The following is a 24171-nucleotide window of genomic DNA, read 5'->3' on the forward strand; positions in this document are numbered from 1 at the left end:
GGGGCTATTTAATGAAACGTCAAGGAAAAGTCATCATCGCGATTTTGATCGTGATCCTGATTGCCATTTTTTCAGTGATGAATACTGAATCAATACCGATTCATTTCGGTTTCGCGACCGTTTCGTGGCCATTAGTTCTAGTATTGTTAGTTGCCATTTTTCTAGGTGCGATTTTAATGTTCCTCTTTGCAACGGTGGCTAATTTACAGAATAAAAAAACCATCAAACAGCAGACCAGTCGCATTCAAGCTTTGGAGACCCGCTTGGATGAAACGCGGTCTGCTGATACCAATGCAAAAACGAATGCAGTAAAAACTGGTAAACCAAAAACAAGTCAACCAGAAGTAAAGGGTGATAAGCGTGATTGAACCACATTATGATTGGCAAGTAAAAAACGTCGATCAACCAAGTGACGAAGCCACTAAGCTAGCAGATGCATTGTCTGTTCAACCAATGGTGGCTCAGATCTTGCTCAACCGCGGGTACGATACCAAGGAAAAGGCGGAGCAATTTTTGCAGCCTGATTTATCGCAGCTGCACGATCCAATGAGTATGCACGATATGCAGAAGGGTGTTGAGCGGATTCAAGATGCCGTTGCGAATGGTGACCACATCACGATTTATGGGGACTATGATGCTGATGGTGTCACCAGCACCTCGATTCTTTATGAAACCTTGGATCAAATCGGGGCTAACGTAGACTACTTTATCCCCAACCGCTTTGTCGATGGATATGGTCCCAACGTGGCTGCTTTTGAGCGTTTGATTGAAGGTGGTACGCAGCTGATCGTGACGGTGGACAATGGGGTGGCAGGTAACGATGCCATTGCCCGTGCCAATGAATTGGGCTGTGACGTGGTGGTGACCGATCATCACGAACTGCCTGATAAGCTGCCGGATGCTTACGCCATTATTCATCCCCGTCATCCTGAGGGTCAGTATCCCTTTGGCGGCCTGTCCGGTGCGGGTGTGGCCTTTAAAGTGGCGACAGCATTGCTGGATGAAGTCCCGCAAGAAATGCTGGATCTGGCAGCGATCGGGACGGTGGCTGACCTGGTACCGCTAGTTGATGAAAACCGCGTGTTAGTGACCGCTGGCTTGCAGTTGCTGTCTCAAACTGACCGTTTGGGATTAGTGGCGTTGATCAAAGAAGCGGGCATTGCACCAGAACGACTCGATGAACAGTCGATTGGGTTTGGTATCGCGCCCCGGCTAAACGCGTTAGGGCGGTTAGACGATGCGGCACCAGCCGTTGAATTACTGACTACTCTGGACGAAGACCGGGCTGAAAAACTGGCTGATCTAACGGAGAAGCAAAATAAGTATCGGCAAAAACTAGTGGCTGATATCAGTGAAGTTGCCTTGGCGCAAGCCCAAGATGCCGATCACCGCGACCATCCCACTATGCTGATTACGGGTAAGGGCTGGCACGAAGGCGTCCTGGGTATCGTCGCCAGCAAGGTCGTTGAGGCGACTGGTAAACCAGCAGTTGTGCTCAACGTTAATACGGAAAACGGCACCGCTAAAGGGTCTGGCCGTAGTGTTGAAGGCTTTAACCTGTTTGAAGCCTTTGACGGTCAGCGTGACCTGTTAGTTAACTTTGGTGGGCATGCGGCTGCCGTGGGAATGACAGCGAAAGCAGATCAGCTTACGCAGTTACAGACTGGTTTTGACCAAGCAGCGGCTGACCAGAAGCTAGCAGATCAGCCGAAATCACAATTAACGGTTGCTTCTGAGATGTCAGTGAGTGACGTTAATGAAGATCTTTATCAGCAGTTACGTAAGTTAGCGCCATTTGGGACTGATAATCCAGTACCGATGTTTCTGTTTAAGCCTTCAGCGGTTCAAAATGTGAAAGCCATTGGCGCTGACGGGAAACATTTGAAGTTTCAGTTGGCTGATCAAAATCAGCAGCTTAATGCGATCGATTTTGGCGCCGGTGAGCTGGCACCAGTACTTCAAAGTGCACCGCAACAGGTTAAGGTCGTCGGGCAGATCAACGTTAATGTCTGGCAGGGACGCACTTCCATGCAAGTGATGGTGAAAGATTTAGCTGTTGATGGACTGGTGATCAGTGATCAGCGAACCCAAAAACTGCGGGCGGAAATGTTTCAGGATGCTGATGCCACTTACGTCTTCTTTAACCAGCGACTCTATGAGAAGTTGCAGTCACAGATTCCAGCAACCGCTAATTCTTGGCTGCTGGCGGATGCTAAGCGGTTAGGCGAGGTTCAGACACCCACGATGTATTTAGTGGACTGTCCGGCTCAAATCGGTGATTTAAAGACGGCATTAAAAGCGGTTAAAGCCGATCAAATCGTAAGTTATTTTTATTTAAAGGAATCTCATTACCTTTTGGGGATGCCAGATCGCGCACAATATGCTAAACTGTTTAGGTTCGTTCAAACGCATCATGATGTGGATGTCGCTCATCGACTGAATGAGCTGGCCAAATATTTACAGATCGTCCCCACTCAATTAGTTCTGATGCTACAGATCTTTCGTGAGTTGGAATTTGTGACCATTACCAATGGCAAGTTAAATGAAGTGAAAAAGCCGGCTCATCGTCAGATCACTGACGCACCAAGTTACCAAAAACGACAGCAGCAGATTGAAACTGAAAAACAACTATTGTATAGCGAAACGGCTGACTTGCAGTCTTTGTTGACCTCGCTAATTACACAAGATTAAAGGAGTTGCTCATTAAAATGACGATGGATTTAAAGAAGTACGTTGCTACGGTACCGGATTATCCCGAGCCTGGTGTGATGTTTCGTGATATCTCACCTTTGATGTCGGATGGTAAAGCTTACCGTTATGCCACGGATCAGCTAGTTGATTACGCACGTAGTAAGAATGTGGACATGATCGTGGGTCCTGAAGCCCGGGGCTTTATTGTGGGCTGTCCAGTTGCCTATGAATTAGGCATTGGCTTCGCACCCGCCCGTAAGGAAGGTAAGCTGCCACGAGAAACGGTTAAGGCAACCTATGATTTGGAATACGGGAAGTCTGCGCTCTATATGCATAAGGACGCCGTTAAGCCGGGCCAACGGGTACTTGTAACTGATGATTTATTGGCGACTGGCGGTACGATTGGTGCAACAATCAAACTAGTCGAAGATTTAGGCGGTATCGTTGTTGGTACTGCATTTATCATTGAACTCAAAGATCTTCATGGCCGCGATAAGATCAATGGTTATGACATCTTTAGTTTGATGGAATTCTAAAAAAATGATCAGCATACTAAATATTGACTGAGAATGGTTGCAAGTTTGGCTAGTTTTGTTTATAATTATTTAGTGTGTTGTTATGGAGAGTTGGCAGAGTGGTAATGCACCGGACTCGAAATCCGGCGAACCGGTTTATAGCCGGCGCGCAGGTTCAAATCCTGTACTCTCCTTAAATAAATTCGCTTAGCTCATGATAGCTACCTAAACGGTTGCTGTTATGGGCTTTTTTATTTGGTTTAATCCTAATAGTGACGTGTACCCCCAAAGTTGAGAACAACTTTGGGGGTACACGTCACAGGGCTAACATTTGATTTGGCATGATAATATTTTATGATTTAAATTTAGATTGATTGCTAATTTGTTGAAGTAAATCTATTAATTATCAACGACACTGAATGGGTTAGAATGATTCACAAAATAGCTGATGGTGGAAGCACTAACTTTATGGTAAGCAAAGCCACGAGTTGTGAATTTGTTTTTGGCGTAACGGTGAAGTTTAAATGTAGAATAATAGCGTTGACCCATGTCTTGGTAAGTATGAACATGGTAATAATGATTACTATAGGTAACAAATCTGACATGCCAATTGTACCAGTCAGCCTGTGGTATAGATGTCACTATTTGGTGTTTGGTAATTGTTAGTGCACTATTGCCAGGGCGTGAGATATAGTAACCGCGAATAGTACGTGGAACTGACTGATAAGTAACATGTGCATCTGCATTAGTTTGAGCGGTTGATAGGCCAGCAACCAAGGATAAAGCAGTAATGCCTAATAAGGTACACTTTTTTAACTTCAATTGAGTTTTCTCCCATTGCGTCATTCAGCTTTTATAGTCATCAGTATCTGGACTTATTTTTTTGTAATTATCTAATGTAATAGTGCCAGAATGAATTCATCGTCATGCGATGGTGATCGTAGTAGTGCAGGGTATAACTAAAATCTTCAGAAGTATCATAAGCATCTCTAAATTTATAGTAGTGATTGCCCGCATATTTCCATTGAACATGTCTCAGAGTGCCAGAACCCAGATAGTGAATTGTGTGTCGATAAATGTGTACCCCAGTTGACTGATTCTGCTTAGCGCGCCAGTAGCCCCTTAAATGTGCTGGGATAGATGAGCTGTGCCATGAAGAGGCTTGAGCGTTTGTTTGATTAAATTGGAAGCTAACTCCAAGTGATAATATTGCAATACCACCTAATACATATTTCTTTAACTTCATTTGAAATTTCTCCTTAAATTGCAGTTGCTAGGGCTGTTTAGTTTATGCGTCAGTATCAACGGTTGCATATTTGTGCCATGCTCCGTGTTTGTATTTATAAGGTGTGTAATACCGATTGTTATCAAAAAATTTATCCCATTCAAGGTGGGTTGGCAGAACGGCTGAATGTGCTTCAAAAATAACTTTTGATTTTTGTGTTGGCCGATAATCTGAAAGTATGCAGTGTGACTTTTTGTCATAAAAGGTATTATATTTGTCTTCCGCGCTGACAGTTTCAACTTTGTAGCCATGAAATGCTTTATAAGCAGTGTGCCAAACAAAAACGGCGCCCATATTTTGATATTCATATAGTTTCTTTTCACCGCCATTATAGCTTTTACGCCATTGACCGCTCATTTGGTATCCATACTTGGCCTTTGAATTAAAGGTATAATAAGCGTGTTTATGATTCATCGAATCACCAGGATCTATTTTTTTGAAAGAGAGCTGATGCCAACCGCCCCATGAAGTTTTATAAAGTGTTTCATTATCTTGAATAAATGAATATCGTGTAATTTTTATCTTTGTTCCATTGCTTTGATAGTATGTTCCTCGCCATGAAACTGGTGCGCGGTAGACTGCTGCGCTCGCTTGTACTTCACTAGCTTTCATTCCGATACCAAGTGACAGAATGGTGGTGCTGAATAATACATAATTTCGTAATTTCATTTGAAATATCTCCCAAGATTGCAGGCGTTAGGGCTGTTACTCTATAGTGTTAAATAAGAATCCTAGTTACAATTATTTTACTAGAACCGTGTCATATGAACTCTGCCATTCTTCCCAGGCAGTATGGTGTTAAGTACATCTTATGGCTGCTAGTGTACGTTATACTAAATGGTTGACCATTCTTGATCCATTCTTTGTAGGTATTTTTAGAAGAGGGCTTATAGCAAACACGTTTCCAAACATTTTTACCAGCATGTTCTTGATCAAAATTAGCATAATATTTGTGTACCTTTAACATGTACTTTGACTCATAACTGTAGCCTTCCCAATTATGCCGAAAACGAGCCGGAATAGCAATTTTCGCATGAGCATCCACAGAGGGTGTGCTAATGTTGCACTCGTTGTACCTAACGAAAGAGCAGTAATGCTTAACATAGTGAGTTTCTTGAAATACATAAATAAATATTCTCCGGTAACAATTCAGTTTTTTATGTCATCAGTTCTGGACAAAGGCTGCGTAGAACTAATTTCCATAGCCATGTTCTTCATTCCATTTAATATTAGGAGCATCCTCAGAACGTTTCCAAGCACCCACCGTAGCTTCTTTAGGTGAACCATAGAGCATGCCACCCTTTTTATGTGCCGCTATATTCTCAGCACTGTTTGGATCATCAGCAGAGGAAGTATGTGGCTGTGTTGTATTTTGCTGTGTGTTACTTTGTTGTGTAGTGTTTTGAGTGGGTTGAGAGCTTGAGGTAGCCGTTGATTGAGTTTCAGTGCTACTTCGAACACTAGCTGAGTTTGCTTGGTTAGTAGACGCTGCCTGCTTTTTAGATGACTCTTTGTTTTCTGATGACGCAAGCTTTCTACTTTCTGATTTAGCTTTTTTATTTTTAATAGATTCAGCCTTTTTCTGTTTGGCAATTTTAATAGAGCTTGACGATGATGAATCATTTTTCTTACTGGTAGAGTTTCCACACCCAGCTAAGCCAATGGTTAGTAGGGCAATAGTAGAAAAGATGATTGTTTTCTTCATTTGAAATATCTCCTTAGATGACAGTTACCAAGATTGCCTATTGACGTATTAATAGTTAATCTATGTTTCTTCGTGATAGTTATTAACGACCGTTTACACCATTCATGAAACCTGTTCCAAATCCAGTCATCCCGAAGTAGAAGAAAAGTATACTAAAAACGATGAGAACTATACCTGCGGCTTTATGGTTGTTCTTAACAGTATCAATTATTGCTAGTACAAGGGCCGCTATACCAGTTAAAGGAATGAATAATGATATAACCGCACATAACCATCCTAGGCCAATAAACATTCCATGATGTGGATTGTTGGAAACTGAAGTTATTTGATCTAATTGTGTTGAACTGTTTTGTGATTGTTTAGGCGACTCGTTACCAACCTGACTTGTACCACAATAAGGACAGAATTCTGAGCTTTCTGGTATCTTTTTACCGCATTTGATGCAAAATTTGGTGTTATCCATGTCTGTTTCTCCCTAAATTAAGTTGATTGATTTTATAAGATTACATTAACAATCTTTGATGCTATTGATGAATTCTGTACCAAATAACGTAATATCAAAATACATAAAGGGCAACTAAAAATAATTAAAACGATAGCTGCGGGTTTTTATGACTTACTCTTACAGGTAAATAAAGAAATAATAGACATACTTTTCACTAATTCGACGATGGAATGTAACTGTAGTTCAACGAGGTGATTTGGGTAGCTATTTTTGTTTCTTTAGTTGAGGCGAGGCATGTTTTTGTATTAAATATTAAACAATAGCTTTATCTATAAAAAGTATGCTCCATTGACATGGTAGTTATTTTGTGTGAATTGAAATAGTGCAGTGAAGTTGTTCCATAAAAGCTACCAGGTGTACCGTTTTCTCGAAAATCACCCTTAAAACGATAATAGTGACTACCAGTATATTGCCATTTAACATGAGTCACTTTATTTATACTTGGATAGTAAATAGTATGTTGATAGATATATAATTTTTGTCCAGTATATTTTCCATGCCATGTTCCACGGAGCTTAGTTGGAATAGCAGAGGTGTGCCAAGTAGCTGCAGTTGCTTTAGGCTGTGCAATTACCAGACCAGTCCCAAATGATAATGCAGTAATTCCTATTATGACCAGTTTCTTTAAATGCATAAATCAATTTCTCCTAAATTTATCATTCAGCTTTTAATGTCTTCAGTATTTGGACAAATTTTTAAAGTTAGACCATAAAAAATTTTTTGTAAATAAAGATAATTGGTAGCAGCTGCCTTAAAATAACAAAGCAGCCAGCATTAAGTATGAATGAAGTTAATACTTGTTTATACAGGATTTTATTCATAATAAACATATTACGCTAATTGAGTTATTAGAGAAAGAGAAAAATAAAAGACACTCCAAAGAGTGCCTAGGTTCTTAATGGTTTACCGATAATAGCCAGTCCCACTAACAACAATGTGATGTTTTGATATCCACTTGTAGTAGTGAGTTTGAGTTTTCTTGGAGTAAATGGGCTCATAGCCAGTTACTTTATATTTATGTGAGCCAAGGTAGCGGTAGTGAGTGTTATTTAAATAGTCTGGATCAAGGCCTTGAGCATGCGCATAGTTTTTCCCGATTTTTAGTTTGAAAGATGTTCCAAATGCTTTGGAATATTTAGTTTTCCATGTCCCTTGTAGTGCTTTTGGCATGCCTTTATGCCAACCAGCTGCGTTTGCGGTTGTAGAAGTAACACCGACACCCGCAAATAAACTGGCGGTTAATGCGAGTGACACTAAGATTGATTTCCTCATAATAATAAACATCTCCTTATGCTTCTAAATATAGCTCTAATTTATATATTAGTTAATATCTAAATTAAAGAATAATCGAATGAAGTGGGTGGGTATGCGATTAACTTTGCATAGTAATCAATGCTAAGAAAACGAGAGAAATCCATTATCCCATGAGGAAACGTACCAACAAGAAAAAAGGTGAGTAATATCAGTTATGGAGAGCGTGTTTTAAATCCAAATAGGGTTTAAACATAGTCGAATTTATAATATATCTCATTCACATTTAAAAATGGTATAGATAAATCACCCCAGGATAATATCTTCACAAGATAAACAATTATTCAAAAAAATACCAAATTTAGACCAAAAACAATATGTTCACCGTATCACAACAACACTAACAATCCCTTTTTATATTTAAATATTTAGCTTTTTTCTAAAAAAATTTACAAAAAGGGTTGAATATGTAATCCAATTTTAGTAAACTCTTAATTGTACTTTCTTTCGAGCTACATTTCTCAACTACAACTACAGATGTCGGTCCACTACACCCGGCATCACAAAAAAGCGATAAACAACCTCTTCCATAACGGAGGTGTTTATCGCTTTTTTTATATTGATAGGAACTTTTAAGTATCTATCCCACTTTTAAGTGCGTACTTGTAGAAAATAGCTCGCCCCTTATACTGATTACTATACAGAAAACACAATCAATAAGGAGCGCTTGAAATGCCTAACTACCAATTTTTAACACCATTTGAGTTTAAAAACGGTTTAACCTTAAAGAACCGAGTTGTGATGTCACCAATGACGACGATGACCAGTTTCTATAACGGGATGATCACTACGGATGAGCTGAACTATTATGCTGCCCGGGCAGGGGGTCCCGGAATGGTCATTACTGGCGTGGCCAACGTCGATGCTTCCGGTAAGGGGTTTGAAGGTGAATTATCGATTGCCAGTGATGATATGATTCCTGGTATGACTAAGTTAGCGAACGTTATCCATCAAAATGGTACCAAAGCTATTCTGCAGATTTTTCATGCCGGCCGTAAATCAAACCACATGATCTTGCGCGGTCATCAGCCGGTGAGTGCCAGTGCGATTGCTGCCGTGTACCCACCAGATTCTGAGCAGCCACGGGCCATGACGACTATTGAAATTTTGGACTTGATCAAAGCTTTTGGTGACGCTACTAAGCGCGCCATATTAGCTGGTTTTGACGGGGTTGAGCTGCATGGTGCTAATACCTATTTGCTACAGCAGTTTTATTCTGCAAATTCTAATCAGCGAACGGATGAGTGGGGTGGCAGTCGCGATAAACGATTAAGATTTCCACTGGCCGTTTTGAAAAGCGTGCGCGATGCAATCGACCAGTACGCGACTAAGCCGTTTGTGCTAGGTTATCGAATCTCACCAGAGGAAATTGAGACGCCGGGTATTCGGCTGGCAGACTCGCTTTACTTGGTTGATCGGATCAAAAATCAGGTGGACTATATTCACATGTCCATGGGGAGTTATAAGCGAACTTCTTTAAATGATAAGACCAACAAGCAGACGTTGATTTCACAGTTTGCCGCCCATACTAATGGGGTGGTTCCATTGATTGGTATAGGTTCAGTTGAACAGCCAGCAGATGCTGAAGCCGTTTTAGCGGATGGTGCTAATTTAGTTGCTGTCGGTCGTGAGTTGCTGCGTGAACCGCAGTGGGTGCAAAAAGTGCAGACCGGCGATGTTGATAGCATTCGCACGCAATTAAGTCCGGCCGACATGGATGAATTGGCGATTCCACCTGTGATGCAGACTTATTTGACCACTTCTTTTAAGACGGTGATGCATTTTACAACCGATACCGATAAAGCGCAGAACTACCAAGATGAACTGGCACCAATGGAAGGGTTTGAAAAGAAGCTGTAAAAAAATAACATCATTTAGCCGTTGGTTTGGCTAAATGATGTTATTTTGATTTCATACTAGTTTAGATTATTTGTGAGCTCGGACGCAGCAACACTTCATTAACGGCAACGTTAGCTGGTTGGTCAATAGCGTAAGCCACTGCATTGGCAATGTCTTCAGCGTTTAAGCCAGTTTCCTTTTCTGATTTTTCGGTTTGAGCACGTTGTTTAGGATCGCTAATAGTGCTAAATAGTTCAGTGTTAACAACACCAGGTGAAATCATGGTTGTTTTGATGTGGTTACCGACTTGTTCTTGACGGAGACCATCCATAATTGCTTGAATGGCATATTTAGTACCAGCATAGACGGCGGTTCCAGGATGGACGACGTGGCCAGCTACTGAATCAGTTGTGATAATTTGGCCACCTTTTTGTTTGATCATGATGGGAAAAACTGCTGCAATACCATACAGGACACCCTTGATGTTAACGTCAATCATGCGCTCCCATTCGTTGACTTTGAGCTCAGCCATCTTTGAAACGGGCATTAAGCCAGCGTTGTTATAAAGGACATCTACACGTTCAAAGTTATCGGTTGCTAACTTGACTAGGCGATTGACGCTTTCACGATCAGTGACATCTGTTTGCTGGAACAAAACTTGGCCTGCAGGAAATTCATTCGCAATTTCCTTTAAACGTTCTACCCGACGAGCACCAATGACCACTTTGGCACCTGATTGTGCTAATTTTTCCGCAGTTGCACGGCCAATACCGCTAGAGGCACCGGTAATGACAACAACTTTATTTTTGATTGTCAAAATCTCAACTTCCTTTCAATTTACGAGTCCATTTTAACACGCCAATAATTTGGTAGATTCTAATAAGTTTGGTATATAACAGCTTGACTTCGCCTACACTCTAACTGCTATACTAAATTTGTATTTTTGAGGGTCTGATCGTTGGGCCTCAACAGATTTTGAAAGGGGACATTTTTGATGAAAACAACGGTATTTGAAAAAGCTGGCCAAGTTGCGATTGAAGAGGTGGCTAAGCCAACCATTCAAGCCGATGACGATGCCATCATTAAAGTTGTTAGAACTTGCGTCTGCGGCTCTGATTTATGGGCTTATCGCGGCTTAGAAGATAAGGATGACCATTCAGCCAATTCCGGCCATGAAGCGATCGGCATCGTGGATTCAGTTGGCAGTGCCATTACCACCGTTAAGCCGGGCGACTTTGTGATCGCACCATTTACGCACGGCTGCGGTCACTGTGCAGCTTGTTTAGCCGGTTTTGATGGTGATTGCCAGAGCCACGACGACAACTTTAGCTCGGCCGTTCAGTCAGAATACGTGCGGTTTCAGCACGCTGACTGGGCATTAGTTAAAGTGCCGGGTCAGCCAGCTGATTATAGTGATGGCATGCTGAATTCACTGTTAAGTCTAGCTGATGTCATGGCAACCGGCTACCACGCTGCTCGGGTTGCTAACGTGACGACTGGCGACACGGTGGTCGTTGTGGGTGACGGTGCTGTTGGTCTGTGCGGTGTGATTTCAGCTAAGCTGCGTGGTGCTAAACGCATCATTGCCATGAGCCGGCATGCAGATCGGCAAAAATTAGCCACAGAATTTGGCGCTACCGATATTATCCCTGAACGGGGTGATGAAGCTGTTGAAAAGGTGATGGCTTTGACGAATAACGCCGGTGCGGATGCTGTATTGGAATGTGTTGGGACTGAACAATCCAATGACACTGCCATGAAAGTTGGCCGTCCAGGTGCCATCGTTGGCCGGGTTGGCTTACCACACGAACCGAAGATGGATATGGCTAATTCATTCTACCGCAACACAATTATTGCAGGTGGCCCAGCTTCAGTGACGACTTATGATAAGCAAGTCTTATTAAAGGCAGTACTAGATGGTGATATTCACCCTGGTAAAGTCTTTACGAAAGCATTCAAGTTAGATGAAATCAATGCTGCTTATCAGGCAATGGCAGACCGAAAAGTAATCAAGTCATTGATTATTGTTTAGTGTTTTAATGGTAAGTTATTGGTCAAAGAAAGCTTGAATAAATCAATTTAAAAAGCGTCCAATTCTTAAATTTAAGAATTGGACGCTTTTTTTATGGCGAGCATACAGTAAATATTTTCAATGAATGAAGTGTTGGTTTTGCTGTTTCTGATGATTATTAACGCTTAATTCAATTTAATTTAAATTATTTTTTCACAGTTAGGTTTGCTAATGATCAATCAAATAACAAATTTAGCAGCACACTTTGTAACCGTTTTAATTGTTAAATTAACGGAGATATTGAATTATAGTAATTTGATAAAAAGAAATATATTTTACAGATTTTGTTTATTAAAATACAAATTAAAATGTTAGGTGCTACAAAAAAACAATTGATATTACAAATAAATAATGTACACTTATAGAGTAATAAAAATTATAGGAAAGAAAGTTGGGTTTATGTTTTGAAGAATGATGACACGAACAAAAAGCACCATTTGATTCAATATGCCAACGGTAAGTCGTTGGAAGAGATCAATGGTACCGTTGAAGTTCCAAAGGGGAAGGGTTTCTGGCGGACCCTGTTTATGTATTCAGGGCCTGGTGCACTGGTAGCGGTTGGTTACATGGATCCAGGTAACTGGTCAACTTCAATCACTGGTGGGCAAAATTTCCAGTATTTACTGATGTCTGTCATCTTAATGTCAAGTTTGATTGCGATGTTATTGCAATACATGGCAGCTAAACTTGGCATCGTGAGTCAGATGGATTTGGCCCAAGCCATTCGAGCGCGTACCAGTAAATCATTAGGGGTCGTTCTTTGGATCTTAACTGAGTTAGCTATTATGGCGACCGATATTGCCGAAGTTATTGGGGCTGCAATTGCGCTTTATCTATTATTCCATATCCCACTGGTATACGCGGTTTTCATCACCGTATTTGACGTATTGCTACTGTTATTATTGACAAAAGTGGGCTTCCGTAAGATCGAAGCAATCGTGGTTTGTTTAATTTTGGTTATCCTGTTCGTCTTTGTGTATGAAGTTGCTTTGTCTCATCCTGACTGGGCGGGCGTTTTTGCGGGCTTGGTTCCAACAACTAAGACCTTTGCCAGTGACCCACACGTACAGGGAATGTCACCAATTTCAGGTGCCCTTGGAATTATTGGGGCTACTGTTATGCCGCATAATTTGTACTTACATTCAGCTATCTCACAATCACGTAAAATTGATCACAACGATGAAGAAGATGTGGCACGGACAGTGCGTTTCTCAACTTGGGATTCCAACATTCAATTATCGTTTGCATTCGTTGTGAACTCACTATTACTGATCATGGGGGTTGCCGTATTTAAGAATGGTGCCGTTAAGGATCCATCATTCTTCGGTTTATTCCAAGCACTATCGAATACCTCAATGTTAAGCAATGGTTTATTGATTGGTGTTGCCAAATCAGGTGTGCTGTCAGTACTGTTCGCGGTTGCACTGTTAGCTTCTGGTCAAAACTCAACCATTACTGGTACCTTAACTGGTCAAGTCATTATGGAAGGTTTCGTCCACATGAAGATGCCATTGTGGTTACGGCGGTTAGTAACGCGTTTGATCTCAGTGATTCCAGTGCTGATTTGTGTTGTGATGACTGGTAGCAAGCCACCGCTGCAACAACATGAAGCCTTGAACACGTTGATGAATAACTCACAAGTGTTCTTGGCGTTCGCACTGCCATTCTCAATGCTGCCATTACTGATGATGACTAATAGCAAATTGGAAATGGGCGACCGGTTCAAGAACAACATCCTAGTTAAGATTTTCGGTTGGATCTCAGTTATTGCACTGACTTTCTTAAACATGAAAGGTCTACCAGGTTCAATTGAAAGTTTCTATGGTGATGCTGCTACTAAGTCCCAATTAGCTACCGCTGATATGATTGCTTACGTCTTAATTGCAGCTGTTTTAGCTTTACTGATCTGGACGATTTACGACTTATACCGTGGTAATCGCCGGCTTGAAGCTAAGATAAAGGCAGAGGCAGCAGCCAAAGACTAGGAAAACGTTCATAGCAGTACGACAGATTTTAAATGCTTCTTAGTTGGGGTGGATGACGCAAAGAACGCACTGTTAGCGTTTGATTATGCCATCAAGTATGTGAAAGAACAATAAGCTGAATTGGTAATTGTTTCAGTTTTAGTGGAAAAGACATTAACGTTTATCAGGCACTGCATCAGTACTGGTAATTCGTTAAAATTGAACCTAATATTCAGCGAAATTGGATTGATCGTTGAATAAGATTAGGTATGTAAAGAGGAAACTGATGAAATGACTAAAGAAAAGACATTTTCAAGACGTCAATTTATTTCCGTTTCTAAGGCATTATTTGCCACTCAGGGATATACGGGGACCACTACAAGAGAGATCATTCAACAAGTAGGCGGTGCCGCTAAAGGATTGCTGTATTATTATTTTCCAGGGGGAAAGCGGGAAATTTTAGGCTGTATCTTAAAGCAAAATGGGTTAGAAAAGTTAGGTCACCTTGAGGTTGATCTTAGCCGTGTTTCAACCACGGCCGAACTTGAAACAGCCTTAATGACAACTTTTAAGCAAATTGAGACTATTTTTCAAGATCAGGCGATTTATCAACTGTTTGTGATTGCTGTCAGGGAGCGGTTATTATTAACGGATGAAGAAGCAAGCATAGTTACTCAAGCGTGGCAGCAGCTAAGCGAGACTTTGGGTAATGCACTGAGTAACTGTCAAGTGAGTTCAAAATTGGGAACTGAAGCTTGTCACGTATTGGGACAAGTTATCGTTTCAATTTTTCAAAAAACCATTAATGATGTGTTGTTGATTAGAAATAATCAGCAGCTAAGCAATCAGGTGTATGGTCAGATTCAAACGGAAATTCATTATCTACTAAGTGCCTGATTAAATAAAGCGGACGACTAATACCGATATTTCGGCATTAGTCGTCCGCTTTGCTTTTAATGGCATTGATTTAGTTACTGTTTCATGTTTTGTTCCCAACTAGCACGAGTATCAACGCGTGCCTGATCAGCCAACGACTCAAGGTCGTGCATGTCATTGACAGTTAGCGTCAGTGAAATAGCGCGCTTCGTGTCCGCAATGTAGTGCTGTTTAGTGACACCGATAATTGGCGTTGTACCTTTTTGAATCACCCAAGCAGTGGCAATGTCGGCGACAGCAACGTGATATTGTTCGGCCAATGCAGCCATTTTAGCTAATAGGCTAGTTAATTTCGGTAACATTGGGTTATAAGTCCGTGCCCGATTATTATCGCCTTCAAAGGGATGAACGGCATCGTGTTTCCCAGTTAGAACACCTTGTTCCAATACCATGTAAGGGAAGAAAGTGATCCCGTTTTTATGGCAGTAGTCTAACAGCCCAGTGTCTTCAGACTGACGGTGAAGCAGGCTATAGTGGTTTTGCACGGCATCTAACTTGATGCCGCCAGCGTTTAAAATCTCGTTGACCCGTTTAACTTGATCTAGGTTATGGTTTGAGACCCCAACGTGTTTAATGACGCCCTTTTTAACCAGTGGAATGATCTTTGGCGTCCATTTTTCCACGTCGTCAGAGTTATGGATCCAGTACAGATCAATATAATCAGTATGCAGCCGCTTGAGACTGCCATTTAGCATGTCGCTCACCGGATCAGCGCCTGAACTGGCGAAGACCGGCGTGAACTTGGTGGATAGAAAATACTCATCGCGGCTGTAAGGCTTTAAGCAGTTACCCAGTAACGTTTCCGAAGAGCCTTCACCATACGCGGCAGCGGTGTCCCAGAGATTTAAGCCATTAGCCATCGCTGAGTCCACGACAGCTTGTAAATCCTTTTGGGTCAAGTGGTTACCAAAGACTTGGTCACCGCCATTTTTACCTGATCCCCAAGACCAGGTACCCAGTGCTACTTTTGCATCAAACATCGTAATCCCTCTTTTGAAATAACAGTTTGTGATCACCATTAATTATGGTGAAAACCTGCTGGGAATGCAAATAACTGGTTTAAGTCACTCCAGTCAAAGGGTTTATTTAAGTAAAATAATAGGGGGTGAGTTATACTGCCATTAACCAAATTAACGTCTAAATGGGGTCTAGGCGACTTGTGATGGGGTGAGATGGTCAATGGCTTTTGAGAGACGGGGGAATTGACGATGAAGAAGAATCAGTTGCGGGCCATCGTCTTTACGATGGTGACCTTTCTGTTAGGCTGCAATGAGTTCATGGTAGTGGGGATATTATCGGAAATCGCGCATCAGCTGAATGTTTCGCTAACGGCAGTCGGTTCCCTGATAACGGTGTTTGCAATCGTCTACGCGGTGAGTACGCCTATCATTACCATTTTCACCAGCAAATACAGCCGCTATAAAACACTGCTGGTGCTGATGGGCATCTGGTGGCTTGGCAATACCCTAAGTGCTTTAGCACCGACTTATGGCTGGCTGCTGGTTTCACGAATACTGGCCGCCAGTGTGGCCGGTGCCATTATTTCCTTATTGATGGCGTTGACGTCCGCGGTTGCGACCAAGGAAAAACGGGCTGGCCTAGTGGCTTGGATCTTTGCCGGTTACAGTATTGCGTCAGTTTTTGGGGTACCCATCGGCACGATAATCAGTCTTCAATTCTCGTGGCGGCTGGCCTTTCTGGTGATTTCAGGACTCACGCTTTTGCCATATGGCCTACTAGTCTGGTTACTGCCAAGACACGTTCAGCAAGTCACCGGAACGGTTTTAGAACAGCTCACCTTATTCCGTGACCGCCGCGTTCAGATTGGTATTTTATTAGCGCTCTTTACCGCTGCGACCATGTACGGTTACTACACTTATCTTCGACCGTTATTGACCAGTGGGTTAGGGTTTCATCGCAGTAATTTGAACGTACTTTTATTTGCCATTGGGCTGATGAGCATTGTCTCGAATCGGTGGTCGGGTCATTTAGCCAAACACGGCGGATTAGCGCAGTTACCTAAATATTACGTGGCGGATCTGGTGATCTTAATGCTGCTGCCAGAAACACTGAATCATGAAGTAGTGGGCTTTAGCGCACTCCTGATCTTAACCATGATCGTCACGTTGCTCAGCGCACCTTTACAAGTCTATCTGTTGGAGATTGCAGAGAACGATTACCCGCAAGCATTAGTATTAGCTTCCTCATTAAGCTCCATTTTCTTTAACTTTGGGATTTCCCTGGGTTCGGCAACGGCTTCCGTGATGTTTGATGTGATGGGGTTAAAGGACCTCAGCTTGGGTTCCGCAATCTACGCCGTTATTTCGTTGGCCCTGATCATCACGTTAAATCGGCTGATTAAAAAACGGCCTAATCAAGTTAAAGTTAAGCAGATAGACAAAAAGTGATCCATCAGTAGATCAATACTGGTGAATCACTTTTTTAATGTGTATTTTAGTTGTTGGCACTAGCGTTTGGAGTACCGCCAATCCACCAATTGAGAGGTTTCTTGGAATTAAGGATGCTGCTGGCATCAACGTGCTTTTTCAGTGCCGGGAAATACTTGTGGTTGGAAAACTGCCAGAGGTCGGTTTGAATCGTTGGCTTCTTGCTGTAATTAGCGATCCACTGCGCATCGAACTTTTTGCGGGCCTGGTTAGCATAGCTGGTAGCAAATGACTGGTAAGAATAAAAGACGAGCTTCTTGTTGGTCAAATGATGCATTTCATTGTACCAAGCGTTAACGGCAGCGTTGGACTGACCTCTGCTGGTGTGCAGCGCTTCGTAGTCCAGCACGTAGAATTGAGCGTTCGGGTTAGCTCTTTGGTAGAAAGTCTTGGCTTCAGCCTTAGCCCGAGCTGGACTGCTGAAGGTGGCAAAATCATATTCACCAAACGGAATACCATACTTTGTGTAGAGGGCAGTATTATGTGATGCGTAACGGTCAACGTGGCCAATGCCGTACTGCCGCCGGTTGATCACAAAGGCGACCTGAGATTTTAAGCCGGACACCTGTTTATCGGTCAGCTTACCTTGCCATTCGGAGATGTCAGGGATCGCAGTGGCAGCGTGTGCGGATGTCCCAGCTAAGGACACCAAAGTCATTAACGGTAAGATGAGGAGAAGCAGATATTTAGTCCATTTTTTCAAAATTAACACTCCTAATTTGTGAGTAATATGTAAGGGTTACATTTTTCAACAGGTTCTAACATACGCATTTCTAAGTGCGATAGCAAGACCACCAAATTGATAGAAACGTGATAAAAGCTGATTTAACAGTGTTTGTAGCGGTTGTTTCATTTCTGTGATAGTTTGATGTCAAAATGTCATTTTCAGAAATAATCGGAGGAAAAAAGTAAAAAGTAATAATTACTATTTACAAAGAAAGAAAAATCACCTATTATTTAAAGAGTAATAATTACTATTTATTTTGGAGGCTAGTTGTATGTTGGGTTCAAAACGTATTAAGATCCTGTTGTTATCATTGTTAGTGATGGCTGGTTTTGGGACAGTCTTAAGTGGTTGCAGCAGTCATGCTTCAAAGCAATCATCCTCAAAGATCAACGTGGTGGCCAGTACGGATTTCTATGGCGAAGTGGCCAGAGCCGTGGTGGGAAATAAGGGGACGGTCCATGCTGTGATCAACAAGGCGTCCGTTGACCCGCATGATTACGAACCGACACCTAACGTGGCGAAAACGGTGCACCATGCCGATATTGTGATCGCTAACGGCATCGGCTATGACAGCTGGATGGATCGCCTGGCAACTGGTAAAAAGACTACTTTGATCCGGGTGGGTAATGAACTGTTACATAAGCAGAATGGTGATAATCCGCACCTCTGGTACCGGCCGCAGACCATGCCAACGTTAGCTCGGGCACTGGCAAAGAAGTTTGGTCAAGAACAGCCTCAAAATAAAGCCTATTTTGAGCATAATGCCACGCGCTACATCAAGTCATTAGCACCAATCAACACGGAAATGACGCAGATTAAGCGGCTAAGTATCAAACAGGGACAAAAGCGGGTCTACGTCAGCGAACCAGTCTTCGATTATGCTTTACAAGCACTAGGCTTTAAAGTCGCTAACCGTGATTTTGAAGAGGCGATTGAAAACGAAAGTGATCCCTCACCGAAAGCGATTCGCCAAATGCAAAATGGTCTTGAGAAGCACCAAGTGGCCTTCTTTGTTTTCAATCAACAGGTGGACAGTAAGACGGTCAACAATTTGGTGGCGATTGCCAGGAAGAATCACGTCCCGGTTTTAAAGGTGACGGAGACTTTGCCGGATGGGTTAACTTATAAGCAGTGGATGCTGAGCCAGTATCAGCAATTGGCGCACATTTTAAAGTAAACTATTAGTCAGCAAAAAACAGCCGTTCAAAACGTCAATTTTAACGTTTTGAACGGCTGTTTGCTGACCATTATTTAATTAGCGGTCGTAATTGGAATACCGGCGGCACCACCAGTATTCAATTTGATCATTTCAAGGAAGGCTGGCTGAATGCCTAGGTCGACCAGCTCACTTGGTGAAATAGCATACCGAATTGAGGCTTCATCGCCAGTGGATACCTTTTGCACCCAATGCGGTTCCCGAATGCTCTCAAGACCCATCGCGACTAAGTCAAATTGTTCGGCTGCGCGTTCCACTTCTGCCGGTGTTTTTAAACCACCGACCACGATTACTGGAAATGCACCGTCAACTTGTTGCTTAATAGTTTGATTAATGATTGCCGAATCAGAGGGATTGCGAATCGAAGTCTTCCAGACGTCATTATTGGAGACGTGCAGGTAATCAATGCTAGTTTGTTTCAAAGCATCCACTAATTTTAAAGTATCTGAAATCGTAATGCCGGGTTCTTCACGTTCCTCTGGTGACAGACGGTAGCCAATGATGAAGGGGGGGTTAGCATATTTAGCAACGGTAGTTTCCACTTCTTTGATAACCGCTAACGGAAAGTGCAGCCGCTTTTCAAGGCTGCCGCCCCAATCGTCCGTGCGCCGATTGGAATGCGGTGAGAAGAACTGCTGGATCAAATAGGTATTGGCACCGTGAATTTCAACCCCATCAAAACCAGCCATGATGGCGCGTCTAGTTGCCTGACCAAAGTCTGTGATCGTTTGTTTGATCTCCGCATCTGACAAGGCACGAGGCACTTCGTAACCTGGTCGTGGTGCTGCCACAGCACTGACACTTACGGGTTGCTGGCCACGCAGAACGCGGCTGTTGGTCATTCTGCCGGCACTAAAAATTTGAATCACGGCTTTGCTGCCGCCTTGTTTCATTGCGGAGGCCAGTCTGGTTAAACCGGGGATAAACTTATCGTCAGCAATACTTAATTCACCTTCGAAACCTTTACCCACAGCGTTAACGTTTGCGACGGCGGTAATAAATAATCCTGCGCCACCAGCTCTTTGCTGATAGTAGGCGATCTCATCGCGGCTGACTGCACCGTCTTCCATGGCCATACATTCCGTCATTGGGGGAATCACGATTCGATTTTTAAGGGTGATGCCCTTTGTAGGTAGGGTGTAAGGCTTTAAAAATTGATACGTTGACATAGTTTGCTTCCTTCCATTAAATCTAAAATTCGTTTCGATTCCACTATACTTTAATAGTCGCTAAAAGGTAATGAATAAGATCAATTGATGAATTGTTAGGCACATCGAACATTAATTTATGAAATTTGAAATTATCTCTTTTAAATATGCTATATGTGACATATAATATATTTGAAGTAAAAGAGGAGGAGCACGTTTTGAATTATTGGGTATTAGCGTTAACTTTTTTAAGTGTTAACTTGGATTTTTTCTTTATGCTCATTTTCCTGTTGAAAAAGTATCAGGTCGTTAAAGTGATGATCGGGTATCTATTAGGGAACATGATCTTACTTATTTTAAGTTATATTGTGGGTAAGGCGTTGCTGGTGTTCTTACCAGAATGGTTATTAGGGGTATTAGGGCTCCTGCCAATCTACTTGGCGTTCCATGATGATGACGATGAGGATGGTGACAAGCACCATCGCTCGCAGATTCTCAGCGTGACGCTGACGTACTTATCGGTCTGTGCCGGCTGTAACTTATCAATTTTCTTACCAGTTCTCGTTGGGGAAAGCCTGACGCATTTTTTGATGACATTAGTGTTCATTGGTGCCCTGACTATTTTGGTGGTCTTTGTGATTAAACTGATTGCGGATGTACCAGTGATTACCAGTATCATGGAAAAATACGGTGAAAAGTTAATGAAGGTCTGCTATATCTTAATCGGTCTGTGGGTGTTCTGGGACAGCGGATTAATCAGTCACATCATAGCTTTCTTCTAACAGTTGTACCATAATAGAGGTACTGAATAGAAGTAAAGTTGAGGTGATCGGTTTGAAAGTGAGTAATGCACTTTTAGAAGAAGCCGTTAAAATCTATAAAGTTTTGAGCAACATCAACCGGATCAAGATCCTTTATTTTTTGGAAAACAACGAGGCGGATGTGTCCAGTATTGTGGCCCACGTTGAGCTGCCACAACCCATGGTATCCCACCAACTGGCAATTTTATATCGCTACCAGCTGGTGACGAAGAATAAGAAGGGCACCCACGTCTATTACTGTCTGGATGATCCCCATATTTTAGAAATGGTGGATGCCATGCTGGGACACGTTTCTCACGAAATCAAGGGTGAACCGCATCCTTATAGTCATACCGAGCAACATTCTAACAAATGAAACATGATTTCAATACCGAAGAAGCAGGTTGATCGTTGGTTAGCGATTAACCTGCTTTTTGTATCGAATATACAGATAATTTTCTTCAATACGGTAATCAAAATAGATGATATAAAGAAGGCTAATCATTTGTTCTGGTTGTTTGTTAATCGTCTAAGGCGGTATCTTGATAGTCAGTTCCACGTTCCATTAAAGTATCTAGCAAGTTGGGAAGTTCAACCCCGTTCTAAACGAATACACTATCATATCATTCTATTTGATTTTCCCTACATACCCGTTCAGCAGTTATCACATATCTGGAAGAATGGTTACATCTTCATTGAAAAGATTGATAAAGTGGATAGTGATCGGCGTGGAAGTTACATTGCTAAGTATCTGACCAAGAACATCGAAGAATATGGTGTTAAACTACATAAGGTTAAACGCTTCTTCAAGTCACAGAACTTAAAACCTATCAATGAAAAACACTTCTTGCTTGATAGGGGCGCCTTTGATAAAGATAGCGCCGAAGGATTAGTATTTGAAAGTATCTATTTTCAAAAAAGATACGATAGTTTGAAACAAGAATGGTATTCAAACAAAGTTCATTACTACATATATCGTGACCAATACAATCTAAATAAAAAGAAGGGCTAAGATTAGCTCTTCTTTCTTTGTTTTAGTTAAGTAAAATTATTACCGCTGTTCTTATTTTAGCGGTAAAACTATTGACCTAAGCTGTTCTTAAATTAGCTCTTAAAATAGGGCGCTGGAAGTAAATTAGGCGCTAAAAATTATCCTTAGACTGTTTTTAATCCAGTTAAACAAGGGGTATTTATTGCTGGTAGTAGTTTAGTAACAAGGTTATCCAATTAGCTAGGAATTAATTAAGCTCCAAAACTTCATCTGGTAAATAAATTAGCAAAACAGGCGTATTCTGCTATCAATTAAGTTTCGAGTTAGTTATTAATACTGATTAAAAAATAGCAGCCGAAAACGACTGTTATTGGCTTAGTAGATAGTTCTTGGGCGGCTGATTAATTACTGTATTTAGTATAGAAGATTGAACTGATAGCTTCAAGAAAATTAGGAGGATAAAACCTAACTAATATAAGTTCAGCTAATTAAAATTAAAACTACAACAAAAAAAGAACACCTACTAGGTGTCCTTTACGGATTTTAATTATTCGTGATAATTAGTATTCCAATCACTAGCATTTTGAATTGAAATCGCCGGGTAGTTGATCGCAATCTTAGCTTTCTTATTAATCAATGTAGCGCCATTACCTTGATCAGTTTTACTATTAATATGAGCCATTGAATCCAAAGAAACATCCCCAACATAATCTCTTAAATTATGGTAACCTGCTTTTTTATCAGCAACTCGAGTTGGAGTCCCATTATCGGTTTCAGCATAACAGCGTTCATTTTCATTAGGAATACGACCATTACCATGCACGAAGTATAATTTCCAATGCTTAGTATTATTAGTAAAATGATCATTTAAATTATGCCAGCCAGGGACAACCTCCACAGATTTAGAAGGATTAGCGCCTAAATAAATCTGGTGGCCGTTCGTCATATAAGCAAAAATGTCACAATGTAAATTAATGTGCCAGACACCAGTTGCTAATTCAATATCAGTCTTAGGGATATAGCCTTTATGAGAATATGCAGGGGTACTACCAGCATATTCTCGGTTTTTATACAGTTTAGTATTCTTATATAACATTGAATACTTCTCTATACCATATTGATCCAGCTTGTTCTTATACTTGCTAGACCATAATTGCTTCCAGGTCTTTACAGTATATTTGCTAGTCTTTTTACCAGTATTTTGAACTGAACTAGTCTTAGCAGAAGCATTAACATAATTATTAGCTACAACACTACCAGCTCCAAATAATCCTATTCCTAGACTTAAAGAAGCTATTCCTTTCAGTATTCTGTTTTTCATAAAGTTTCCTCCCCAATGAATTAAAGCTTTCCCTTTTCATACGATAAATACAGGGTTATTATATAGCCAATAAGGGGGTATTACAATGCCGAAAAAGGGTAGTAAGTTAGCTGGATTAACGGAGCAATTAAAGCAGTTGAATGCTGATTTAAAATTAGCAAAAGAAAAAAAGGATACTAATAATCTGCCATTGCTTCAAGTTCAAATTAAAAATACCAAAGTAGATTTACAAGCGGAACAAGCTCGTCTTGATAAGAAAAAGGTTGAAGAACAGACGATCGTTATTTTAGGTAAAGCGGTAATGTCAGCTTATGGTGTTAAGAAACCAGATGAAGCATTAGCTTTACTTCAAGCACGGAAGCCGTTTAGAAAGTAGTCCAATTAATTACTTAACATAATCTGTATTAAGCAAAGAAGCCCGCTAAACGCTGTTAGCATAGGGGTTATTTTTTTTACATTTGTGAAATCGTGGATTGAAAAAGTTTATTAGCATTGTATCAGCCTTTAGTGCTGATCAAAGTTAGTGAAATGATTGGATTTATTTACTAGACCGATTTTTCCCAAGGCTAAGCAAACTTAACTGGTTCTATCATATCTGTTGTTGGTCATGTCACAAGACATGATCGACAACAGATTTTTCTTTCTGTAATCTATGTATGTTGACACGAAAAAAGGATATCGCCATTGCTTTATCCTTCC

General features: G+C 41.4%; 25 protein-coding genes and 1 tRNA gene. 14 read left to right on the forward strand and 12 right to left on the reverse strand.

Annotated features, from left to right (window positions below):
• Positions 1-11: 11 nt before the first annotated feature.
• The 4 genes from CES79_RS09795 to CES79_RS09810 all read left to right on the forward strand — a co-directional run bounded on the left by CES79_RS09795 (position 12) and on the right by CES79_RS09810 (position 3400).
• Positions 12-368, forward strand: coding sequence for a LapA family protein (locus CES79_RS09795; RefSeq protein WP_054654626.1), 357 nt, complete (start codon positions 12-14; stop codon positions 366-368).
• Positions 361-2691 (forward strand): single-stranded-DNA-specific exonuclease RecJ, encoded by a 2331-nt coding sequence (gene recJ, locus CES79_RS09800; protein WP_089137060.1) that lies wholly within the window; start codon positions 361-363, stop codon positions 2689-2691. The genes CES79_RS09795 and recJ overlap by 8 nt, the downstream gene beginning before the upstream one ends.
• A gap of 17 nt (positions 2692-2708) precedes the next feature.
• Entirely contained in the window at positions 2709-3227 is a 519-nt protein-coding gene (locus CES79_RS09805; RefSeq protein WP_089137061.1) for an adenine phosphoribosyltransferase, read from the forward strand.
• 84 nt (positions 3228-3311) lie between these two features.
• A tRNA-Ser gene (locus CES79_RS09810) sits at positions 3312-3400 on the forward strand.
• Between the two features lie 205 nt (positions 3401-3605).
• Here the strand turns inward: CES79_RS09810 and CES79_RS09815 are convergent.
• From CES79_RS09815 to CES79_RS09850, 7 genes are all read right to left on the reverse strand, one after another.
• Positions 3606-4028 carry a hypothetical protein gene (locus CES79_RS09815; RefSeq protein ID WP_089137062.1) on the reverse strand — a complete coding sequence of 141 codons (423 nt, stop codon included), beginning with the start codon at positions 4026-4028 and terminating at the stop codon, positions 3606-3608.
• A 67-nt stretch (positions 4029-4095) separates the two neighbouring features.
• Positions 4096-4452: a hypothetical protein gene (locus CES79_RS09820; protein WP_054654624.1), complete on the reverse strand. Its 357-nt coding sequence runs from the start codon at positions 4450-4452 to the stop codon at positions 4096-4098.
• Between the two features lie 42 nt (positions 4453-4494).
• Positions 4495-5160, reverse strand: a complete 666-nt coding sequence (locus tag CES79_RS09825) for a hypothetical protein (RefSeq protein WP_089137063.1) — start codon at positions 5158-5160, stop codon at positions 4495-4497.
• A gap of 523 nt (positions 5161-5683) precedes the next feature.
• On the reverse strand, positions 5684-6196 hold the full coding sequence (locus tag CES79_RS09830) for a hypothetical protein (protein ID WP_089137064.1): 513 nt from the start codon (positions 6194-6196) through the stop codon (positions 5684-5686).
• Between the two features lie 82 nt (positions 6197-6278).
• Entirely contained in the window at positions 6279-6659 is a 381-nt protein-coding gene (locus CES79_RS13100; RefSeq protein ID WP_225362387.1) for a zinc-ribbon domain-containing protein, read from the reverse strand.
• A gap of 307 nt (positions 6660-6966) precedes the next feature.
• Positions 6967-7335, reverse strand: a complete 369-nt coding sequence (locus CES79_RS09845) for a hypothetical protein (protein WP_054654618.1) — start codon at positions 7333-7335, stop codon at positions 6967-6969.
• 269 nt (positions 7336-7604) lie between these two features.
• Entirely contained in the window at positions 7605-7973 is a 369-nt protein-coding gene (locus CES79_RS09850) for a hypothetical protein (RefSeq protein WP_089137065.1), read from the reverse strand.
• A 711-nt stretch (positions 7974-8684) separates the two neighbouring features.
• Between CES79_RS09850 and CES79_RS09855 the strand changes: the two genes are divergently transcribed.
• Positions 8685-9872, forward strand: coding sequence for an NADH-dependent flavin oxidoreductase (locus CES79_RS09855; protein WP_054654614.1), 1188 nt, complete (start codon positions 8685-8687; stop codon positions 9870-9872).
• Between the two features lie 61 nt (positions 9873-9933).
• Here CES79_RS09855 and CES79_RS09860 read toward each other — a convergent pair whose 3' ends face one another.
• Positions 9934-10668: an SDR family oxidoreductase gene (locus CES79_RS09860; RefSeq protein ID WP_089137066.1), complete on the reverse strand. Its 735-nt coding sequence runs from the start codon at positions 10666-10668 to the stop codon at positions 9934-9936.
• Between the two features lie 177 nt (positions 10669-10845).
• On the opposite strand from CES79_RS09860, the gene CES79_RS09865 reads away from it, so the two are divergent.
• The 3 genes from CES79_RS09865 (at position 10846) to CES79_RS09875 (ending at position 14783) form a co-directional block, all read left to right on the forward strand.
• Entirely contained in the window at positions 10846-11883 is a 1038-nt protein-coding gene (locus tag CES79_RS09865) for a zinc-binding dehydrogenase (RefSeq protein WP_054654612.1), read from the forward strand.
• Positions 11884-12326: 443 nt separating this feature from the next.
• Entirely contained in the window at positions 12327-13907 is a 1581-nt protein-coding gene (locus tag CES79_RS09870) for an Nramp family divalent metal transporter (RefSeq protein ID WP_054654609.1), read from the forward strand.
• A 270-nt stretch (positions 13908-14177) separates the two neighbouring features.
• Entirely contained in the window at positions 14178-14783 is a 606-nt protein-coding gene (locus tag CES79_RS09875) for a TetR/AcrR family transcriptional regulator (protein WP_089137067.1), read from the forward strand.
• A 74-nt stretch (positions 14784-14857) separates the two neighbouring features.
• On the opposite strand, the gene CES79_RS09880 is transcribed toward CES79_RS09875, so the two are convergent.
• A complete protein-coding gene (locus CES79_RS09880; protein WP_089137068.1) occupies positions 14858-15802 on the reverse strand; it encodes an aldo/keto reductase in 945 nt (314 codons plus the stop codon).
• A 228-nt stretch (positions 15803-16030) separates the two neighbouring features.
• Between CES79_RS09880 and CES79_RS09885 the strand changes: the two genes are divergently transcribed.
• Positions 16031-17230 (forward strand): MFS transporter, encoded by a 1200-nt coding sequence (locus tag CES79_RS09885; protein WP_089137069.1) that lies wholly within the window; start codon positions 16031-16033, stop codon positions 17228-17230.
• A 46-nt stretch (positions 17231-17276) separates the two neighbouring features.
• Here the strand turns inward: CES79_RS09885 and CES79_RS09890 are convergent, their stop codons facing one another.
• A complete protein-coding gene (locus tag CES79_RS09890) occupies positions 17277-17972 on the reverse strand; it encodes a GH25 family lysozyme (RefSeq protein ID WP_225362389.1) in 696 nt (231 codons plus the stop codon).
• Between the two features lie 295 nt (positions 17973-18267).
• On the opposite strand from CES79_RS09890, the gene CES79_RS09895 reads away from it, so the two are divergent.
• The gene (locus tag CES79_RS09895) at positions 18268-19173 is read left to right on the forward strand and encodes a metal ABC transporter solute-binding protein (RefSeq protein ID WP_054654603.1); all 906 of its coding nucleotides are present in this window, start codon (positions 18268-18270) and stop codon (positions 19171-19173) included.
• Positions 19174-19247: 74 nt separating this feature from the next.
• Here the strand turns inward: CES79_RS09895 and CES79_RS09900 are convergent, their stop codons facing one another.
• Entirely contained in the window at positions 19248-20381 is a 1134-nt protein-coding gene (locus tag CES79_RS09900; protein WP_089137070.1) for an NADH-dependent flavin oxidoreductase, read from the reverse strand.
• Between the two features lie 197 nt (positions 20382-20578).
• Here CES79_RS09900 and CES79_RS09905 point away from each other — a divergent pair, with 197 nt between their 5' ends.
• From CES79_RS09905 to CES79_RS09915, 3 genes are read left to right on the forward strand one after another with little or no spacing between them, the layout of a single operon-like run.
• The gene (locus CES79_RS09905; RefSeq protein WP_089137071.1) at positions 20579-21142 is read left to right on the forward strand and encodes a cadmium resistance transporter; all 564 of its coding nucleotides are present in this window, start codon (positions 20579-20581) and stop codon (positions 21140-21142) included.
• A gap of 52 nt (positions 21143-21194) precedes the next feature.
• Positions 21195-21536 carry an ArsR/SmtB family transcription factor gene (locus tag CES79_RS09910; RefSeq protein ID WP_089137072.1) on the forward strand — a complete coding sequence of 114 codons (342 nt, stop codon included), beginning with the start codon at positions 21195-21197 and terminating at the stop codon, positions 21534-21536.
• 3 nt (positions 21537-21539) lie between these two features.
• The gene (locus CES79_RS09915; RefSeq protein ID WP_089137073.1) at positions 21540-22172 is read left to right on the forward strand and encodes a rolling circle replication-associated protein; all 633 of its coding nucleotides are present in this window, start codon (positions 21540-21542) and stop codon (positions 22170-22172) included.
• 526 nt (positions 22173-22698) lie between these two features.
• Here the strand turns inward: CES79_RS09915 and CES79_RS09920 are convergent.
• Positions 22699-23472 carry a hypothetical protein gene (locus CES79_RS09920; protein WP_133286376.1) on the reverse strand — a complete coding sequence of 258 codons (774 nt, stop codon included), beginning with the start codon at positions 23470-23472 and terminating at the stop codon, positions 22699-22701.
• Between the two features lie 85 nt (positions 23473-23557).
• On the opposite strand from CES79_RS09920, the gene CES79_RS09925 reads away from it, so the two are divergent.
• Positions 23558-23848, forward strand: coding sequence for a hypothetical protein (locus CES79_RS09925; protein WP_089137075.1), 291 nt, complete (start codon positions 23558-23560; stop codon positions 23846-23848).
• Positions 23849-24171: the final 323 nt, after the last annotated feature.

Source organism: Secundilactobacillus silagei JCM 19001, from assembly GCF_002217945.1.
GTDB classification, from domain to species: Bacteria; Bacillota; Bacilli; order Lactobacillales; family Lactobacillaceae; genus Secundilactobacillus; species Secundilactobacillus silagei.

Coding starts and splice junctions, on each gene's coding strand:
- CES79_RS09795 (WP_054654626.1), top strand. CDS start 12: ATGAAACGTCAAGGAAAAGTCATCATCGCGATTTTGATCGTGATCCTG.
- CES79_RS09805 (WP_089137061.1), top strand. CDS start 2,709: ATGACGATGGATTTAAAGAAGTACGTTGCTACGGTACCGGATTATCCC.
- CES79_RS09820 (WP_054654624.1), bottom strand. CDS start 4,452: ATGAAGTTAAAGAAATATGTATTAGGTGGTATTGCAATATTATCACTT.
- CES79_RS09825 (WP_089137063.1), bottom strand. CDS start 5,160: ATGAAATTACGAAATTATGTATTATTCAGCACCACCATTCTGTCACTT.
- CES79_RS09830 (WP_089137064.1), bottom strand. CDS start 6,196: ATGAAGAAAACAATCATCTTTTCTACTATTGCCCTACTAACCATTGGC.
- CES79_RS13100 (WP_225362387.1), bottom strand. CDS start 6,659: ATGGATAACACCAAATTTTGCATCAAATGCGGTAAAAAGATACCAGAA.
- CES79_RS09845 (WP_054654618.1), bottom strand. CDS start 7,335: ATGCATTTAAAGAAACTGGTCATAATAGGAATTACTGCATTATCATTT.
- CES79_RS09850 (WP_089137065.1), bottom strand. CDS start 7,973: ATGAGGAAATCAATCTTAGTGTCACTCGCATTAACCGCCAGTTTATTT.
- CES79_RS09855 (WP_054654614.1), top strand. CDS start 8,685: ATGCCTAACTACCAATTTTTAACACCATTTGAGTTTAAAAACGGTTTA.
- CES79_RS09865 (WP_054654612.1), top strand. CDS start 10,846: ATGAAAACAACGGTATTTGAAAAAGCTGGCCAAGTTGCGATTGAAGAG.
- CES79_RS09875 (WP_089137067.1), top strand. CDS start 14,178: ATGACTAAAGAAAAGACATTTTCAAGACGTCAATTTATTTCCGTTTCT.
- CES79_RS09880 (WP_089137068.1), bottom strand. CDS start 15,802: ATGTTTGATGCAAAAGTAGCACTGGGTACCTGGTCTTGGGGATCAGGT.
- CES79_RS09885 (WP_089137069.1), top strand. CDS start 16,031: ATGAAGAAGAATCAGTTGCGGGCCATCGTCTTTACGATGGTGACCTTT.
- CES79_RS09895 (WP_054654603.1), top strand. CDS start 18,268: ATGTTGGGTTCAAAACGTATTAAGATCCTGTTGTTATCATTGTTAGTG.
- CES79_RS09900 (WP_089137070.1), bottom strand. CDS start 20,381: ATGTCAACGTATCAATTTTTAAAGCCTTACACCCTACCTACAAAGGGC.
- CES79_RS09915 (WP_089137073.1), top strand. CDS start 21,540: ATGATTTCAATACCGAAGAAGCAGGTTGATCGTTGGTTAGCGATTAAC.
- CES79_RS09920 (WP_133286376.1), bottom strand. CDS start 23,472: ATGAAAAACAGAATACTGAAAGGAATAGCTTCTTTAAGTCTAGGAATA.
- CES79_RS09925 (WP_089137075.1), top strand. CDS start 23,558: ATGCCGAAAAAGGGTAGTAAGTTAGCTGGATTAACGGAGCAATTAAAG.